This is a genomic window from Actinomadura sp. 7K507, assembly GCF_004348425.1.
In the GTDB taxonomy this organism is placed as follows: Bacteria; Actinomycetota; Actinomycetes; order Streptosporangiales; family Streptosporangiaceae; genus Spirillospora.
In genome coordinates, this window is record NZ_SMKK01000211.1 from 1 (window position 1) to 17,215 (window position 17,215).

Annotated in this window: 16 protein-coding genes; 12 read left to right on the forward strand and 4 right to left on the reverse strand. The window is 69.8% G+C overall.

Going from position 1 to position 17,215, the window contains the following annotated elements:
• The first annotated feature begins 25 nt into the window (after positions 1–25).
• From E1285_RS34630 to E1285_RS34645, 4 genes are read left to right on the forward strand one after another with little or no spacing between them, the layout of a single operon-like run.
• Positions 26–1,252, forward strand: coding sequence for an ABC transporter substrate-binding protein (locus E1285_RS34630; RefSeq protein ID WP_132158804.1), 1,227 nt, complete (start codon positions 26–28; stop codon positions 1,250–1,252).
• Positions 1,253–1,267: 15 nt separating this feature from the next.
• Positions 1,268–2,065: a class II aldolase/adducin family protein gene (locus E1285_RS34635; protein ID WP_207947024.1), complete on the forward strand. Its 798-nt coding sequence runs from the start codon at positions 1,268–1,270 to the stop codon at positions 2,063–2,065.
• Entirely contained in the window at positions 2,062–3,327 is a 1,266-nt protein-coding gene (locus E1285_RS34640; RefSeq protein ID WP_132158805.1) for an amidohydrolase family protein, read from the forward strand. Before E1285_RS34635 ends, E1285_RS34640 begins: the two co-directional genes overlap by 4 nt.
• The gene (locus E1285_RS34645; protein ID WP_132158806.1) at positions 3,327–4,547 is read left to right on the forward strand and encodes a cytochrome P450; all 1,221 of its coding nucleotides are present in this window, start codon (positions 3,327–3,329) and stop codon (positions 4,545–4,547) included. Before E1285_RS34640 ends, E1285_RS34645 begins: the two co-directional genes overlap by 1 nt.
• Positions 4,548–4,577: 30 nt before the next feature.
• Here the strand turns inward: E1285_RS34645 and E1285_RS34650 are convergent, their stop codons facing one another.
• The 3 genes from E1285_RS34650 to E1285_RS34660 all read right to left on the reverse strand — a co-directional run bounded on the left by E1285_RS34650 (position 4,578) and on the right by E1285_RS34660 (position 7,230).
• Positions 4,578–5,315 carry an FCD domain-containing protein gene (locus tag E1285_RS34650; protein WP_132158807.1) on the reverse strand — a complete coding sequence of 246 codons (738 nt, stop codon included), beginning with the start codon at positions 5,313–5,315 and terminating at the stop codon, positions 4,578–4,580.
• A 116-nt stretch (positions 5,316–5,431) separates the two neighbouring features.
• Positions 5,432–6,274, reverse strand: coding sequence for an ABC transporter permease subunit (locus tag E1285_RS34655; RefSeq protein ID WP_132158808.1), 843 nt, complete (start codon positions 6,272–6,274; stop codon positions 5,432–5,434).
• Positions 6,275–6,309: 35 nt separating this feature from the next.
• Positions 6,310–7,230 carry an ABC transporter ATP-binding protein gene (locus tag E1285_RS34660; protein WP_132158809.1) on the reverse strand — a complete coding sequence of 307 codons (921 nt, stop codon included), beginning with the start codon at positions 7,228–7,230 and terminating at the stop codon, positions 6,310–6,312.
• A gap of 81 nt (positions 7,231–7,311) precedes the next feature.
• Here E1285_RS34660 and E1285_RS34665 point away from each other — a divergent pair, with 81 nt between their 5' ends.
• The 4 genes from E1285_RS34665 (at position 7,312) to E1285_RS34680 (ending at position 11,368) form a co-directional block, all read left to right on the forward strand.
• Positions 7,312–7,773 (forward strand): MarR family transcriptional regulator, encoded by a 462-nt coding sequence (locus tag E1285_RS34665; RefSeq protein WP_132158810.1) that lies wholly within the window; start codon positions 7,312–7,314, stop codon positions 7,771–7,773.
• Positions 7,774–7,845: 72 nt separating this feature from the next.
• On the forward strand, positions 7,846–9,174 hold the full coding sequence (locus tag E1285_RS34670; RefSeq protein ID WP_243723256.1) for a potassium transporter TrkG: 1,329 nt from the start codon (positions 7,846–7,848) through the stop codon (positions 9,172–9,174).
• 405 nt (positions 9,175–9,579) lie between these two features.
• Positions 9,580–10,941: a cytochrome b N-terminal domain-containing protein gene (locus tag E1285_RS34675; RefSeq protein ID WP_132158811.1), complete on the forward strand. Its 1,362-nt coding sequence runs from the start codon at positions 9,580–9,582 to the stop codon at positions 10,939–10,941.
• Positions 10,942–11,095: 154 nt separating this feature from the next.
• Positions 11,096–11,368, forward strand: a complete 273-nt coding sequence (locus E1285_RS34680) for a hypothetical protein (RefSeq protein WP_132158812.1) — start codon at positions 11,096–11,098, stop codon at positions 11,366–11,368.
• Between the two features lie 123 nt (positions 11,369–11,491).
• On the opposite strand, the gene E1285_RS34685 is transcribed toward E1285_RS34680, so the two are convergent.
• Positions 11,492–12,328 (reverse strand): GntR family transcriptional regulator, encoded by an 837-nt coding sequence (locus E1285_RS34685; RefSeq protein ID WP_243723253.1) that lies wholly within the window; start codon positions 12,326–12,328, stop codon positions 11,492–11,494.
• A gap of 165 nt (positions 12,329–12,493) precedes the next feature.
• Here E1285_RS34685 and E1285_RS34690 point away from each other — a divergent pair, with 165 nt between their 5' ends.
• From E1285_RS34690 to E1285_RS34705, 4 genes are all read left to right on the forward strand, one after another.
• Positions 12,494–13,744 (forward strand): extracellular solute-binding protein, encoded by a 1,251-nt coding sequence (locus E1285_RS34690; RefSeq protein WP_132158813.1) that lies wholly within the window; start codon positions 12,494–12,496, stop codon positions 13,742–13,744.
• A 25-nt stretch (positions 13,745–13,769) separates the two neighbouring features.
• Positions 13,770–14,771 (forward strand): sugar ABC transporter permease, encoded by a 1,002-nt coding sequence (locus E1285_RS34695; RefSeq protein ID WP_243723254.1) that lies wholly within the window; start codon positions 13,770–13,772, stop codon positions 14,769–14,771.
• A complete protein-coding gene (locus E1285_RS34700; RefSeq protein WP_243723255.1) occupies positions 14,768–15,601 on the forward strand; it encodes a carbohydrate ABC transporter permease in 834 nt (277 codons plus the stop codon). Before E1285_RS34695 ends, E1285_RS34700 begins: the two co-directional genes overlap by 4 nt.
• Positions 15,602–15,679: 78 nt before the next feature.
• Complete coding sequence (locus E1285_RS34705; protein WP_207947026.1) at positions 15,680–17,197, forward strand: beta-N-acetylhexosaminidase; 1,518 nt, start codon at positions 15,680–15,682, stop codon at positions 17,195–17,197.
• The last annotated feature ends 18 nt before the right edge of the window (positions 17,198–17,215 follow it).

Below are 17,215 nucleotides of genomic sequence, written 5' to 3' on the forward strand. Positions count from 1 at the left end.
CACCCACCCCTAGGAGGGACCCCCAATGCCCAGAATCGTTCCGAGGCCCCGCGGCAGAGCCGGCAAGGCGACCGTCCTGATCGCCGCGGCGCTGCCCGCCCTCTCGCTCACGGCGTGCACGTCCGGCGCCGGGTCGGCCGAAGCCGACGAGAACACCATCGTCATCGGGATGGACCAGGACCTCTCCGGCGGCGCGGCCGCGTACGCGTCGATCGTCGGCGCGACCGTCAAGGACGCGGTCGCGGAGATCAACGACAACGGCGGCATCGGCGGCAAGAAGCTCAAGCTGGTCGTCAAGAGCGACGACAACGACGCGACGAAGGCGCCGACCGTCGTCCGGCAGCTGATCAGCCAGGGCGCGGCGGCCATCATCATGAACTCCGGCGGCCAGTCGGTCCTTCAGGTGCAGACGCTGCTCAAGCAGCAGAAGGTGCCCGCCATCGCGCCGGTGAACATCACGCCCGGCATCGGGGCGGGCCCCGACGGCACCTACGCCTACTCGCTCGCCAACCCGACCGAGGACTTCGGCAAGACCTACGCCCAGGCGTTCAAGAAGGCCGGGTACAAGAAGCTCGCCCTGTTCAAGGACGACAGCGCGTCCATCGCCGGGATGGAGAAGGCGCTGATGGGCCCGATCCGCGACGCCGGCATCGAGGTGGTGGCGACGGAGACGGCGGCGGTGGACGCCAACGACGTCACCGCGCAGGTCACCAAGATCAAGCAGGCGAAGCCGGACGCGATGCTCGTCGCCGCGCTCGGCGGCCAGATGGAGGTGCTCGTCCACAACACGTCGCACCAGCTCATCCCGGACGTGGACCGCTTCTCGCTCGCGTCCATCGGCAACCAGCCCGACCTGTGGAAGCAGGCGAAGCCGGGCGCGCTGGACAAGCTCGTCTTCGTCGGGTCCATCACCGAGGAGAACGAGAAGACCGCCGCGCTGCAGAAGCTCCTGACGGAGCGGCGCGGCAAGGAGACCCAGGTCACCGCCTACGACGCGCAGGCGTACGACGCCATCGGGATGCTCGCCAAGGCGATCGGTGAGGCCGGGGCGAAGGTGGACGGCGAGGCCATCAACAAGGGGCTGGAGCAGGTGTCCGGCTACCCGTCCTCGTTCGGGCAGAAGGGCTACACGCTGTCGTTCAAGCCCGGCAAGCACAGCGGCACCGACGGGCTGTGCGGCCTGATCCTCATGCAGTTCGAGAACGCCGAACCGGGCCGTCAGTGGCCCACGTACCAGCCAGCCTGTAGCTGACGGGAAGGAGAGGCCGTGACAGCGGACATCGAGCGCCCGCCGAAACCGGCGCCGGTCGCGGGGGGCGCCGCCGAGTGGGCGCCGAGGGTGATGCCTCCGATCGGGAGGGACCTCAGCGACCGGCAGAAGCTCGCGTGCGCGTTCCGGATCCTGGGCCGGTCCGGCTTCAGCGAGAACATCGCGGGCCACATCACCGCCCGCGTGGACGACACCGAGGAGCTGTGGATCAACCCGTGGGGGCTGTGGTGGGAGGAGATCACCGCCTCCGACGTCTGCCGGGTGTCGCCGGACGCGGAGGTCCTGGAGGGACCGTGGGACGTCACGCCCGCCATCCACATCCACACCGAGCTGCACCGCCGCCGCCCTGACGTCCGGGTCGTCGTCCACAACCACCCGTACTACGTGACCGTGCTGGCGGCGCTCGGCGTGCTGCCCGAGTTCCTGCACCAGACCGGGTCGATGTTCGACGGCGACATGGCGTTCGTGGACGAGTACACCGGTGAGGTCGCCACGGCCGACCTCGGCGCCGACCTCGCCGACCGGATCGGCGACAAGTCGGTGGTGCTGCTCGCCAACCACGGCGTGATCGTGACGGGCCCGTCGGTCGAGGAGGCGACCTACCGGTCCGCGACCATCGACCGGCAGTGCCGGCTGATGTACGACGTGCTGGTCTCCGGGCGGGACCATACCCTCGTGGCACCCGGCCTGCGGCGGAGCATGAAGGCGTCGCTGCTGGAACGCGGGACCGACTTCTACTGGAACGGCGCCGTCCGCGCGCTGCTCCGCGACCACCCGGAGGTGGTGGACGGATGAGCATCAACATCGACGACCTCGCGGCCAACACCGGATTCACGACGGGCGGCAAGGGCGCCGAGGGGCCGACCTGGCTGCCCGAGCCCGAGCCCCGCGAACGCAAGTACACCGTGATCTCCGTGGACGACCACATCGTCGAGCCGCCGGACACCTTCGAGGGCCGGATGCCCGCGAAGTTCGCCGACCGCGCCCCGAAGATCGTGGAGCGGGACGGCGGCGCGGAGACGTGGGTCTACGACGGCAACGACTTCCCGAACGTCGGGTTCAACGCGGTCGTCGGGCGTCCGGTGTCGGAGTACAGCTTCGAGCCGTCCCGGTTCGACGAGATGCGCCGCGGCGCCTGGGACATCCACCACCGGATCAAGGACATGGACGTCGCCGGGATCTACGGGTCGCTGAACTTCCCGTCGTTCCTGCCGGGCTTCGCGGGGCAGCGGCTCCAGCTCACCACGTCCGACACCGAACTGGCGCTCGCCACCGTCCGCGCGTGGAACGACTGGCATCTGGAGGAGTGGGCCGGGTCCTACCCGGACCGGATCATCCCCTGCCAGATCCCCTGGCTGCTCGACCCGGAGCTCGGCGCCGAGGAGATCCGCCGCAACGCCGAGCGCGGGTTCAAGGCGGTGACGTTCTCGGAGGCGCCGCAGAAGCTCGGCCTGCCGTCCCTGCACACCGGCCACTGGGACCCGATCATGCGGGCGTGCGCGGAGACCGGGACGGTCGTCAACCTGCACATCGGCTCGTCGGGGACGTCCCCCGCCACCGCCGACGACGCCCCGCCGGACACGGTCGGCGTGCTGTTCTTCGGGTACGCGATGTTCGCCGCCGTGGACTGGCTGTACTCGATGCTGCCCGTCCGCTACCCGGACCTGAAGATCTGCCTGAGCGAGGGCGGCATCGGCTGGGTCGCCGGGCTGATGGACCGGCTCGACCACATGCTCAGCTACCACGACATGTACGGGACGTGGACGCCCGACATCGGCCTCACCCCGGCCGAGGTGCTCAAGCGCAACTTCTGGTTCTGCGCCGTGGAGGACCAGTCGTCGTTCGTGCTCCGCGACCGCATCGGCGTGGAGAACATCCTGCTGGAGAGCGACTACCCGCACTGCGACTCGACGTGGCCGGACACCCAGGCCGTCATCGAGTCGGAGATCGGCGGTCTGCCCGACGCGGACGTGCGCCGCTTCACCTGGCAGAACGCCGCCGAACTGTACCGGCATCCCGTCCCGGCCGAGGTCCAAGCCGACCCGAACGCGTTCTGATGACGATCATGCGCTCGTCGGGCGCCGGCGCCTCCGGGGAGTACGACCCGTTCTCCCCGGAGGTGCTGGAGGACCCGGCCTCCGCGCACCGCGCGCTGCGGGAGAAGTGCCCGGTGCACCACCACGCGGGCTTCGGCGAGAACGGCTTCTACACGCTCTCGCGGCATGCCGACGTCGCCGAGTTCTTCGACGACTGGGGCCTCTGGTCGTCGGAGTGGGGCCAGGGCCCGATCTACACGCGGGAGGGAGGGCTGAAGTCCGACCCGCCGGAGCACACCGTCTACCGGAAGCTGGTGACGTCGGCGTTCACGGCCCGCCGCACCGCCGCCCTGGAGGACTGGATCACGGCGACGGCCGCCGGTCTGGTCGACGGCTTCGCGCACGACGGCCGCGCCGACCTGTGCGAGTCGTTCGCGATCCCGCTGCCGGTCCTGGTGATCGCCAAGATCCTGGGCGTGCCCGCCGCCGACCGGGCGGATTTCAAGGAGTGGTCGGACCAGTTCATGGCGGGTCAGAACGCCGCCGACCCGGCCGTGCAGGGCGCGGCCCGCGCCAAGATCGACGCGTATTTCGGCGCGATCCTGGCGCAGCGCCGCGAGAGTCTCGCCGCCCGCGGCCGGGAGGCGCTCCCCGACGATCTGCTCACCGCCCTGCTCACCGCCGAGCACGACGGCCGCCCGTTCACCGACGAGGAGCTGCTGCCGCTCATCCTCCTCCTGCTGGTCGGAGGTAACGAGACCACGACGTCGCTGATCGCGAACGCGGTGTGGCGTCTCCTGGACCTCGGCCTCTGGGAGGACGTCCGGTCACGTCCCGAACTGGTGGACGTCGCCGTGGAGGAGAGCCTGCGCTACGACCCGCCCGTCCTCGGGCTGTACCGCACCAACACCCGCCCGGTCGTCCTGCACGGCGTCGAGGTCCCGGAGGGGTCGAAGGCGCACGGGCTGTACGCGTCCGCGAACCGGGACCCGGAGGCGTGGGACGACCCGGACACCTTCCGCTTGGACCGCGACCTGGCCGACCTGCGCCGCCGCCACCTGTCGTTCGGCGTCGGCCCGTACCTGTGCCCCGGCGCGGCCCTGGCACGGCTGGAGGCGCGCATCTCGCTGAAACTGCTCGCCGAACGACTACCGGGCCTTCACCTCGACGGCGAACCGACTCGCGTCGACTCGTTCATGATGTGGGGCCCGTCCAGCCTGCCCATCGCCTGGTCCCGTTGAAGGCGCGGAGATCCCGAGTCCTTCGCCGCGTCAGTCTTCGAGGACGTGGCATTGGGCCGCGGTGAGGTGGCGGCGTGCGGCGCGTTCGGCGCCGGGGGCGTCGCCGTCGGCGATCAGCTTGATCAGCCGGCGGTGCGCCGTCATGCCCTGGGAGCGCTGGTCGACCCCGGGGAACTCGCCGCGTCCGGCGGCGCCGCCCGCCCATTCCTCCTCGGCGGTCGTCCACAGCCGTTCGAGCGCGCCGACCGCCACCGCCATGGCGGCGTTCCCGCAGCCGAACACGAGCTGGGCGTGGAAGCCGCGTGCCGCGCGCGTGAAGCCGAGCGGGTCGTCCAGGTGCGCCTCGACGTCGCGCTGCGCCGCCTCCAGGGCCGGGACGACGGTGCTCGCCCGGTCGGGACGTTCGGCGCACAGGCCCGCGCACACCGGCTCCAGCCGGACCAGCGCGACGGCGATGTCGTTCGGCACCGAATGGCGGGTCCGCAGCACCAGGCCGATGGCCTGCGCCGCCGTCTCGGTGCGCGGGACGTGCACGATCGCGCCGCCCTTGTTGCCGCGCTGCACGGTGATGAGCCCCTCGGACTCGAGGATGCGCAGCGCCTCCCGCATGGACGGCTTGCTGACCCCGAACTCGGCGAGCAAGTCGTCCTGCGGGCCGATGATCTCGCCGTCGGCGAGTTCGCCGTTGACGATCCGCTCGCGCAGGACGGAGGCGACCATGTCGGCGAGGCGGGGCTGGCGAATGCGCGCCGGGCGCGTTCCCTCCACCGTTCCCCCGTCAAGAATGAGATGGACCCCAGGCCCTTAACATCTAAATCTTAGCACCCGCAATAGGGGAGCTGTGCCGGTCGGACCGCCGCACCGCGTGCGCTCGCCGGTGCCGCTCAGCGGCCCAGGTCGCGGCGGTTGAACCGCCAGGCGCCGGCGGCGGTCAGGATGATGGCGGCGGCGGCCAGGACGGCGGCGTCGCCGAGGTGGAGGCCGTTCTTGAGCGGTTCGCCGCCGATGTAGTAGTGGTACGGGGTCAGGTGCCGGAGCCGGTCGGCGCCGATCTGGGGGGCGAAGCCGTTCAGGGCGTAGGCGGCGACGCCGACGCCGGCGGTGATGCCGAAGACGGTGGGGCGGCTCTTGCCGGTGGCGGCGCCGAGGCCGGTGGCCAGCGCGCCGAACAGGATCGTCAGCAGGGCCAGGTTGACCGCCTGCGCGGTGAAGTTCGCGGGACTGATGGTGTCGAGTTCGGCGCTGGAGCGGATGGCGAGCATGGCGGCCAGGACGGTCGCCGCGATCACCACGGCACCGGCGGCCAGGGCGGCGAAGCGGTGCAGCAGCAGCCGGGTGCGGCCGATCGGGTGGGCCAGGAGCAGGTCCAGATAGCCGGACTCCTCGTCGGCGGAGATCATGCGGGCGCCGGTGGCGGCGCCGTAGAAGGTGGCCAGCAGTGGCACCAGCAGTCCGAACACCGCGCCCTCCAGGTAGCCGGCGGCCCCGGTGGCGTCGTCGAAGCCGAAGCCCCGCATCGCCTCGGGCACGCCGGACAGGGAGTCGGCGGTGATCTGCGGGTAGAAGCTGCCGTACATCATCGCCAGCACCCCGGTGGCCAGGGCCCAGACGGTGAAGACGCGCCGGTTGTCGTACAGGGTCTTGGCGAACATCGAGCCGCTGAAGGCGCGGGCCGGCTTGGACGCGCCGGGGATCGTGGTGGTGGCCGCGGGGCGGGTGGTGGTCATTGCGCCGCCGTTCGAGATCGTGTCGGTGGGGAGGTTCAGGCGGCGGTGCCGCTGCCGGGCTCGCCGGTCTGGCCGGTGTAGTAGGTGTGGAACAGCTCTTCCAGGTCCTGGGTGTCGGCGCGCAGGCCGGTGACGGTGTGCCGGGCGGCGGCCTTGATCAAGGGATCGGGACTGCCGTCGACCCGGCAGGTCAGGGTGGCGCCGTCGGCGGCCAGGTCTGTGACGCCGGGCAGGCCGGCGAACTCCTCCACCGGCACGGGCGCGGCGAAGGTGATCCGAACCTGGAGGAAGGAACGGGCGCGCAGGTCGGCGACGGTGTCCAGGGCGACCAGGCGGCCTTCACGGATGATGGCGACGCGGTCGGCGACCGCTTCGACCTCGCTCATGATGTGGCTGGACATGAAGACCGTCTGCCCGTCGGTCCGGGCCTCGGCGACCATGTCGAGGAACGTCTGCTGGACCAGGGGGTCGAGGCCGGAGGTGGGCTCGTCCAGAATCAGCAGTTCGGGCTGGTGCATGAACGCCTGCACCAGGCCGACCTTCTGCCGGTTGCCCTTGGAGAGGCTCTTGATCCGCGCGTCCAGGTCCAGCTCCAGCCGCTCGGCCAGCGCGGCGATCCGGTGCGCGGGGACGCCCCCGCGCAGGCCCGCCAGGAACGTCAGGCACTCACCGGCCTTCTGCCGGCCGTCGAGGACGAAGTCGCCGGCCAGGTAGCCGATGCGGCGGTGCAGCCGCACCGCGTCGCCGCGCGGGTCCAGCCCGAGCACGCGGGCGGTTCCGGAGGTGGGACGGATCAGGTCCAGCAGCATCCGGATGGTGGTGGACTTGCCCGCCCCGTTGGGGCCCAGGCAGCCGAACACCTCGCCCGCCCGCACCTCCAGGGACAGATCGGCCAGACCGCGGCGGACGCCGTAGGTCTTGGTGAGGTGGTCGATGTCGATCGCTGCGGCACTCATGGCGGAGACGTTATCAGAGTCTTCAAAGATTTCTGAAGACTTGGAGCTGTTAAGATTTTGTCAGGTTCTTCGAGGAGGGGGATGACCTTGGCGGACACCACCGAGGCGGCCGAGCATCTGGCGCTGGTGCTGGCCCAGGGCGGGCTGCAGAAGGCGACGGCGCGGGTGCTGGCGGCGTTCATGTTCGCCGACGAAGACAGTGTCACCGCGCCGGACCTGGCCGAGCGGCTGGGGATCAGCTCCGGTAGCGTGTCGGGGGCGATCAAGATGCTGTCCACCGTCGGGCTGATCGAGCGGGCCCCCGCGCCGGGCAGCCGCCGCGAGCACTACCGGGTGCGCGAGGGCGCCTGGGCCACGCTGATGTCGGCCCAGAACGGCATGGTGCAGGCGATGTTCGAGGCCGCCGACCGCGGCATCGAGGCCGCCGGGCCCGGCAGCCCCGCCACCCGGCGGCTGGACGAGATGCGCGACTTCTACGGCTTCATGTTCCGCGAGATGCCCGCGCTGATCGAGCGCTGGAGGACCGGACGCGACCGGGATTGATCCGGGGAGGGGGCGACCCTGTTTCGGCGCAGGGCTCAGCGGCTGCGCGTGCGGCCGTGGGGAGCGGTGCTGCTGGAACGCTTCCAGCGCCCGGCCCAGGTCGTGGTCACCGGGTTCGCGATCACGATCGCGATCGGGACGCTGCTGCTGTGGCTCCCGGCGGCCACGCATGAGCCCGGATCGTCCCGCCCGCTGGACGCGCTGTTCACCGCCACATCGGCCGTGTGCGTGACCGGGCTGGTCACCGTCGACACCGCGGGCCACTGGACGACGTTCGGCGAGGTCGTCATCCTGTGCCTGATCCAGATCGGCGGGCTGGGGCTGATGACGCTGGCGACCCTGTTCGCGATCGTGCTGTCGCGCCGGCTGGGACTGCGTGCGCGGCTGGCCGCCCAGGCCGAGACCAAAACCCTGCGGATGGCCGACCTCCGCCGGGTGATCCGGCAGGTGGTGCTGTTCACCCTGGCCTGCGAGACGATCGCGGCCGCGGTGCTGGGCGGGCGGTTCGCTCTGGGGTACGGCGAGTCGTTCGGCCGCGCCGCCTACCTGGGCGTCTTCCATTCGGTGTCGGCGTTCAACAACGCCGGGTTCGCGCTGTGGCCCGACAGCTTGGTCCGGTTCGCCGACGACCCGTGGATCAGCCTGACCGTCTGCGCCGCGGTCATCATCGGCGGGCTCGGCTTCCCCGTGGTGTTCGAGCTGGCCCGCGGCTGGCGCCGCCCGCGCACCTGGTCGATCCTCACCCGCGTCACCCTCGGTACCTCGGCGGCGCTGCTGGCCGGCGGCACCCTGGTCCTGACCGCGGCGGAGTGGACCAACCCCGCCACTCTCGGCGCTCTTCCCGGGCCGTCGCGGGTGCTGGCCGGGTTCACCGCCGCGGTGATGCCGCGTACCGCAGGGTTCAATACCCTCGACATCGCCGCGATGCGCCCCGAAAGCTGGCTGGCCACCGACGTCCTGATGTTCATCGGCGGTGGCAGCGCCGGCACCGCCGGCGGCATCAAGGTCACCACCTTCGGCCTGCTGGCCTTCGTGCTGTGGGCCGAAATGCGCGGCGAGACCCGCGTCAACATCGGCCACCGCCGGCTGCCCGAGGGCACCCAGCGCCAGATCATCGCGATCGTGCTGCTGTCGCTCGGACTGGTGACCGCCGCCACCTTCGCACTGGAGGCCATGACCGGCCATCCGCTGGACCGGGTGCTGTTCGAGGCGGTCTCGGCGTTCGCCACCGTAGGCCTGTCCACCGGCATCACCGCCGACCTGCCGGCCGCAGGCCACCTGGTGCTGATCGCGCTGATGTTCATCGGCCGCATCGGCCCTCTCACCCTCGGCACCGCCCTGGCCCTGCGCGAACGCGCCCGCGGCTACGAACTCCCCGAAGAACGCCCCATCATCGGCTGATCGCCCCGTCACCGACTACCAGCCGGGTGGATGCGCGGTGTTCGCGGGAGTGGACGTCAATAAAGATGTCAGCGGTATGTCACACCCGACCCCCGCCGACAGTCATATGTGTAGCACCACGAGAAACATCCAAAGGGGCTCACTGTGACCAATGTAACTGGAACGGGGGGGCAGTGTGACCAATGTAACTGAACCCGGAACGGTCGGCCCGCACAATTTGCTCACCCAGGCGAGGTGGACGTGAAGAATGCGGCCCGACTCGCGTACGATCGGAAGAGGTCGTCCCGCCCGACCGCCCGGAAGAAGACCTCCACCGCAACCGTGCTGGTGAAGAGCGCGCTGGGCACCGCCGACCACCGCAGCTTGACGCGACGGTACAGATCGCGCGCGGACCACTGGACTTTCTTGTTCGCGCAGATCACCGGCTACTCGTTCGCGGTGCTCGTGCTCACCGGCGTGTTCCTGACCTTCTATTTCGACCCGTCCATGGCCCGGGTCACTTATGACGGGCCGTACGGTCCGCTCCAGGACGTACCGGTGTCGCGGGCCTACGACTCGACGATGGAGTTGTCGTTCGAGGTTCGCGGCGGGCTGCTGATGCGGCAGATTCATCACTGGGCGGCGCTGATCTTCTGCGCGTCCATCGCGCTGCAATTGCTCCGGTTGTTCTTCACCGGCGGATTCCGCCGCCCGCGGCTGCTGAACTGGCTGATCTGGGTCGGCCTGTTCACCCTCGGCATGGTCGCGTCACTGACCGGCACGATCCTGCCCGACGACATGCTGTCGGGCGGAAGCCTGCTGCTGATCAAGGGCGTCCTGGAGTCGATCCCGTTCGTCGGCACCCACCTGCAGCGGTTCGTCTTCGGTGGCGACTTCCCCGGCGACGTCATCATCGAGCGGGTCTACTGGCTGCACATCCTGATCCTGCCCCTGATCATCGCCGGGGCCCTGGCGCATCGCCGCCGCCTGGTGACCCGGCAGCACGGCCACACCCGCTTCGCCCCCGGCTCGGCCGCACACCGCCTCGGCTCGCACCACGTCACCCGCGCGCGGGCCGCGATCGTCGGCGCGCCCAAGGCCGCCGCGATCGCGATGTTCCTGTTCACCTGCGGGGTGCTGGCGCTGCTGGGCGCGTTCGTCCAGATCAACGCGATCTGGCAGTTCGGGCCGTACGAACCCGGCGCGATCACCGCCGGCGCGGTCCCCGGCTGGTACATGGCGTTCCTGGACGGCGCGGTCCGGATCATGCCCGGCTGGGAGCTCGACGTCGCCGGCAACCCCCTCACCCTCGCCGTCCTGGTCCCCGCCATCGTCGTCCCGGGCGTCTTCTTCACCGCCTTGGCGCTGTGGCCGGCCGCTGAGGCGGTCATCACCGGGGACCGCGCCGAGCACCATGTCCTGGACCGCCCCCGCGACCGCCCCGCCCGCACCGGCTTCGGGGCGGCCGGGATGACCTTCTACGGGCTGCTGTGGCTCGCCGCCGCCAACGACCAGATCGCCCTCAACTTCCACCTCGACCTTTTCGCGGTCACCTCGTTCTTCCGCGTCGCGATCTTCGCTGGGCCGGTGATCGCCTTCGTCATCACCAACCGGGTCTGCCACTACCTGACCCGGCGGGAGCGGCACGAAGCCGCGCACGGCCGCGAAACCGGCCGGATCGTCATGGACGCCCAGGGCCGGTTCAGCGAGATCCACGCACGCCCCGACCGACCGCAAGCCGCGATCGACTCACCGGACCACGAACTCGCCACCACCGCCAAGGAGTGACGATGCCGCCCCGGCCAGCCGGGGGAATCACCGCGCGGCGGCTCCTGGACGGCACCGGGAACGGCCGCAGGCTCGCCGCCGCGAGCGCTTGACCTCAACCAGAGTCGAGGTTATCGACTGGGAGGGAGTCGTCCACGGTGCTGAGGAGCAGGTAATGATCGTCACCGTCGCCAGGGTCGCCGACCCCGATCGGTTCCTGGAGGTTTTCGAGACCGTCGGCACGGAGAAGCGGCGGGAGCACGGCTGCCGGGGCGCCCGGGTCTATTTCGATCCCGACGACGCGCACCGGGCGTGGTCCGTCTTCGACTGGGACGCGAAGGACTACGACGGGTTCCTCGCAGACCCCGAGGTTCCGGCCATCGCACGGCAGCTCGGGCTCGAGGCCCCGCCCGTGCACGCCGTCGCCGCGACGGAACTCGACGCCTGACCTGGCGCGGGTTCGCAAGAAGGAACCCCACTGGGGCGCAACGGCCGCTACACGGCGTTCCCGAGCACGCCGGCCGCGCCGTGCCCTGGCCGAGTGGGGTGACCGCGGTGTCGTGGGTGTCGCTTACTGGATGTCGCCCGTGGTGGTCGTGGCGACTACGCCTCGATCGCTGAAATCGCCCGGGGGGATGCCGGGTTGGTGCCCGAGGTTCGCCGTGGTGTCCGAGGCGGTGTCCGCCAGGGCGAGCCGGGAGACGATCCGGTAGCGGTCGCCGCGGTAGATGCTGCGCACGTATTCGACGGCCTGACCGTCCCTGTCGTAGGTGAGGCGTTCGATGAGCAACGCCGGCGACAGGACGGGGACCAGGAGTTCACCGGCCTCCGACTCGCTCACGACGGTCGGTTCGATGGACTGGACGGCCTCGCATACGTGGACGTCGTGGTGGTCGCGCAGATGGTCGTAGAGCTCCCCCGCCTCGAGTTCCTCTGTGGTGAGCCGGGGAACGAGCCGGGCCGGGATGTGCAGATGCTCGATGGCCATGGGGACGCCGTCGACCAGTCGAAGGCGTGAAATGTAGCGCAGGTCGGTGGCGGGGGAGACGTTGAGCTTCCGGCTGATGCGGGCGCCGGCCTGGACGGTGTTCAAGGTCAGTATGCGGCTGGTCCAGAAGCCCGACGCCCGGGGTACGCCCATGGTGGCGCCGGAGGAGACGAGCTGCTGGGTGATCTTGTCGGCGGCGATGAAGGTGCCGCGGCCGTGCCGGCGGACCAGGTGGCCGAGGGCGATGAGCTCGTCGACGACGGCCCTGAGCGTGGGGCGCGAGACGGCCAGCTGATCACTGAGCAGGCGTTCGGAGGGAATCGGATCGCCGGGCTTGCCGGCTTCGATGAGCCCGAGGAGGTGTTCCCGGACCCGATCGCGTTTGGGCATCGAACTGGCCGTGCGGTTCAACCTGGGCATCCTCGTTCCTCTTCGATTTACAACTGGTAAAGCTAAAGCTTACCACTTACCAGTTCGCCAAAGCGCCACCTGCACAGGCGTTGACACGTCGCTTCGCCCATGTCACGGTACTCCATACCACTGGCACCTGACCACTGGTCATTTACCTCTCTGTGGAGAGCCCCCATGAAGACACGTCTCATCGCTGGTGCCGCCTGTCTGATGGTCTCCATCACCCTGGCCGCCTGCTCCGCCTCCGACGACACGAACACGGACGGTCCTCAGGAACTCACCGTCTGGCTCATGAAGGACAGTGTCTCCCAACAGCTGCTGGACCGCTTCGAGAAGGACTTCGAGCGCACGCACAAGGACCTCGACCTGGACATACAGATCCAGGAGTGGGAGGGCATCGGCGAGCGGGTGACGGCCGCGCTGGCCAGCAAGGACGCCCCCGACGTCATCGAGGTCGGCAACACCCAGGTCGCGCAGTACTCGGCCAGCGGCGGCGTCGTCGACCTCACGGGCAAGATCGAGGACCTGGGCGGAGCGGACTGGCTGCCCGGGCTCGCCGAACCGGGGAAGATCGACGGCAAGCAGTACGGCATCCCCTGGTACGCCGCCAACCGCGTCGTGATCTACAACAAGGAGCTCTTCGCGGAGGCGAAGGTCGAAGCGCCGCCGAAGACGCGCGAGGAGTGGCTGGAGATCACCGGACGGCTCGACTCGGGCAAGACGCAGGGCATCTACCTGCCCGGGCAGAGCTGGTACGCCTTGGCCGGGTTCATCTGGGACGAGGGCGGCGACCTGGCCGTCGAGGAAGGCGGGAACTGGAAGGGGGCGCTCGACACCCCCGCGGCGCTCAAGGGCATGGACTTCTACAAGCGGCTGCAGGCCCTCGGCAAGGGCCCCAAGGACTCCGACGAGGCCGAGCCGCCTCAGGCGGACGTCTTCGCCAAGGGCGACGTCGCCCAGATCATCTCCGTGCCCGGCGGCGCGAAGCTCATCGAAGAGGCCGCCCCCGAACTCAAGGGGAAGATCGGCTTCTTCCCCGTTCCCGGGAAGACCGCAGGCAAGCCCGGGTCGGTCTTCATCGGCGGCTCGGACCTGATCGTCCCCGTGGCGTCCGCCGATCCCGACGGCGCCTATCAAGTGGTCAAGGCGCTGGCCGGCGCCAGGTGGCAGACCGAGCTGGCCAGGACCATGAGCTATGTCCCGAACCGGACCTCGCTGGCCTCGGTGGTCAAGGACGAGGAGGGAACGGCCGCCATGGCCGCCGGCGCGGCGCAGGGCCGGGCCACCCCGAACACCCCCAACTGGGCCGCCGTCGAGGCCAGCAACCCGATCAAGCAGTACATGACCTCCGTCCTGACCGGGGGCGATCCCGCCGAGGCCGCGCGGACGGCTTCGTCGAGCATCACCCGGACGCTGAACTCCTGACAGGCGCCACCGGAAGGGAAGGGCCGTGTCACCACCCACCGACACCCGGCCGGCGCGAGCATCGATCCCCGGACGGGAACCGTCCCCGCACCGCTCGGGCCCGCACCGCTCGGGCCGGGCGCGCCGCAGGCGACGCTCGCGCCCGGCCGCCCTCTGGCCCTACCTGCTGATCTGCCCCGCCGTCGCGGGCTTCGTCCTCCTGCTCGCGTATCCGCTGATCCGCAACCTGGTGATCTCCTTCCAGGACTTCGGGATGCGTGAGCTGATCCGCGGCGGCGCGGGATTCACCGGCTTCGACAACTACCGGGAGATCCTGGCCAAGCCCGAATTCTGGGAGGTCGTCCGGCGGACGTTCTTGTGGACGCTGATCAACGTGGTGCTGATCATGGGGTTGTCCACGCTGGTGGCCCTGATGATGCAGCGGCTCGGCAGGAAGATGCGGATCCTGGTGATGAGCGGGCTCGTGCTGGCCTGGGCCAGCCCGGTCATCGCCACGACCACCGTCTTCCAGTGGCTGTTCTCCTCCCGGCTCGGGGTGGTCAACTGGATCCTGGTCCGGATCGGGTTCGAGTCCTTCGAGGGGTACTCGTGGTTCGCGAACGGCCCGGCCACCTTCACCATCCTCGTCGTCCTCATCGTCTGGCAGTCGGTCCCGTTCGCGGCGATCACCCTGAACTCGGCGATGCTCACGGTGCCGGGCGAACTCTACGAGTCGGCCCGTATGGACGGAGCCGGCAGCTGGCGGCTCTTCCGGTTCGTCACCCTGCCCATCCTCAAGCCGATCTTCGGGCTGGTCCTGTGCCTGGAGATCATCTGGGTCTTCCGCTGTTTCGCTCAGATCTGGGCCATCAGCAGGGGCGGCCCCAACGGCGCGACCACCACACTGCCCGTCTACGCCTACCAGGTGGCGCAGTCCCTGCACCGCTACGACCTGGGCGCGGCGGTGGCGATGATCACGGTGATCATCCTGGTCGCCGTCCTGATCCTGTACTTCCGGCAGATGTTCCGGCAGGAGGCCGTGCAGTGAACCCCGTCCGGCTCAGGCGGATCCCGCTGAACGTCGCCGCACTGATCGTGTTCGTACTGTCGATCTTCCCCGTGTACTGGATGATCCTCACGGCGTTCAAACCGGATGAGGACATCCAGGCGGCCACCCCGCGCTTCCTGCCGACATCGGTGACGTTCGACCACTTCACGACCGCGGTGAACGCGGACGGCTTCTGGTTGTTCTGGCGCAACAGCCTGATGGTGACCGTCGGCTGCGTCCTGCTGACGCTGGTGGTGGCGCTGGGCTCGGCGTTCTCCGTGGCGCGGCTGCGGTGGAAGGGACGGCGTGGCTTCATCCTGATGATCTTCATCGCCCAGGTGGCCCCCTGGGAGGCGCTGCTGATCCCCATGTACATCATCGCCCGCGACACGAACATGCTGGACCGCCTGGCGACGCTCACCCTGATCTACTTCATGCTCACGCTGCCGTTCACCATCGTGACGCTGCGCTCCTTCTTCAGCGCGATCCCGGTCGACCTGGAGGAAGCCGCACAGGTCGACGGCTGCACACGGACCGCGGCCTTCCGGAAGGTGACGCTTCCGCTCCTCGCGCCCGGCCTCCTGGCGACCTCGCTGTTCGGCTTCATCACCGCGTGGAACGAGTTCGCCTTCGCCAACATGCTCATCATCAAGAACCAGGACGAACGCACACTTCCGGTCTGGCTGTCCTCGTTCTCCAACATCTTCGGTACGGACTGGGGCGCCACCATGGCCGCCTCCACGCTCTTCGCCCTGCCCGTCCTCATCCTCTTCCTGATCCTTCAGGGCCGGGTGGCCGCCGGAATGACCAGCGGCGCGGTCAAGGGCTAGTCCCCGCTCCCTCAGTTCACATCACCCGCCCGTACGACCGAAGGCCGCCGCATGCCCACATCAAGCACCCATTTCAATTTGATCCCTCTGCCCGGCCAGGTGGACGCCGGCCCCGGCTCCTTCTCACTCGGCCCGGAAACCGCCGTCCGGGCGCTACCGGGCACCCAGCCTGCCGCCGATCTCCTGGGTGAACTGCTCACTCCCACCATCGGCCGGCCGTTGCCGCGGGCGGCCGACGGCAACGTCGTGCTGAGCCTGGACGACGCACTGCCCGCTCTCGGCGGCGAGGGCTATGAGCTGAACATCCGCACCGACACCATCCTGCTGCGCGCCCATGGGCCGGCCGGGCTGCAACGCGGCGTCCAGACCCTGCGCCAACTGCTGCCGCCCCGCGCTCTGGCTCACGCGTCCGCCGGTCCCGGCGCGTGGGAGCTGCCCTGCGCGCAGATCACCGACAGTCCCCGTTTCGCCTGGCGAGGCGCGATGCTGGACGTCGCCCGCCATTACCAGCCCATCTCTTTCCTGAAGCGTTTCGTCGACCTGCTGGCCTTCCACAAGCTCAACGTCTTTCACCTCCACCTGACCGATGACCAGGGCTGGCGCATGCCGGTCGCCGCCTATCCGAAGCTGACCGAGATCGGCGGGCGGCGCCGGGAGACCGCCGGGGACGGAATCCCGCACGGGGGCTGCTACACCCGCGCGGAACTGGCCGGCCTCGTCGCCTACGCGCAGGCCCGCGGTGTGGACGTGGTTCCGGAGATCGAGATGCCCGGCCATGTCCGGGCGGCGCTCGCCGCCTACCCGGAGCTGGGCAACGATCCGGACCGGCGCCTGGAGACCTGGACCCGATGGGGCGTGTGCGACACGATCCTCGGCGTCCACGACGAGGTCCTGGATTTCTGCCGCACGGTCCTGGACGAGGTCATGGACGTCTTCCCGTCCCGCCATCTGCACATCGGCGGCGAGGAATGCCCCACCGTCGAATGGGAGACGAGTCCACGGGCATTGCGGCGGGCGGCCTCACTCGGTCTGCCCGGACCGAAGGCGTTGCACGGATGGTTCATGGGGAAGATGGCCGACCACATCGTCGCCCGCGGCCGGATCCCCCTCGGCTGGACCGAGAACGGGAAGGATCTGCCGCCGGCTTTCACGGCCGCCACCTGGCGCGACGACGAGCACGGCCTGGCCGCCGCCCGCCGGGGCCAGCGGGTCGTCATGGCGCCCCACATCTCGACCTACCTCGACTATCCCCAGTCCAGCGGTCCGCACGAGCCCGCCGGCCAGCCGGGACTCGTCGTCGATCTCAGGACCGTCTACCACACCGAGCCGGCCCCGGATCACTGGGAGCCGGAGGCCGCGGCCCGCGTGCTGGGTGCACAGGCGCAGCTCTGGACCGAGTACGCCCCGACCGCCGATCACATCGAGTACATGGCCTACCCCCGGCTCGCCGCCATGGCCGAGGCGACCTGGACCACCGGGCGTACCTGGCCGGGCTTCCAGGCCCGCATGCGCGTCCACCAGGCCCGGCTGGACGCGCTCGGCGTCAACAGCCGCCCCCCGCGCAAGGAGGTTCCCGCACGAGAGACCGGATCATGAGCCACCGCCCACCAGTCG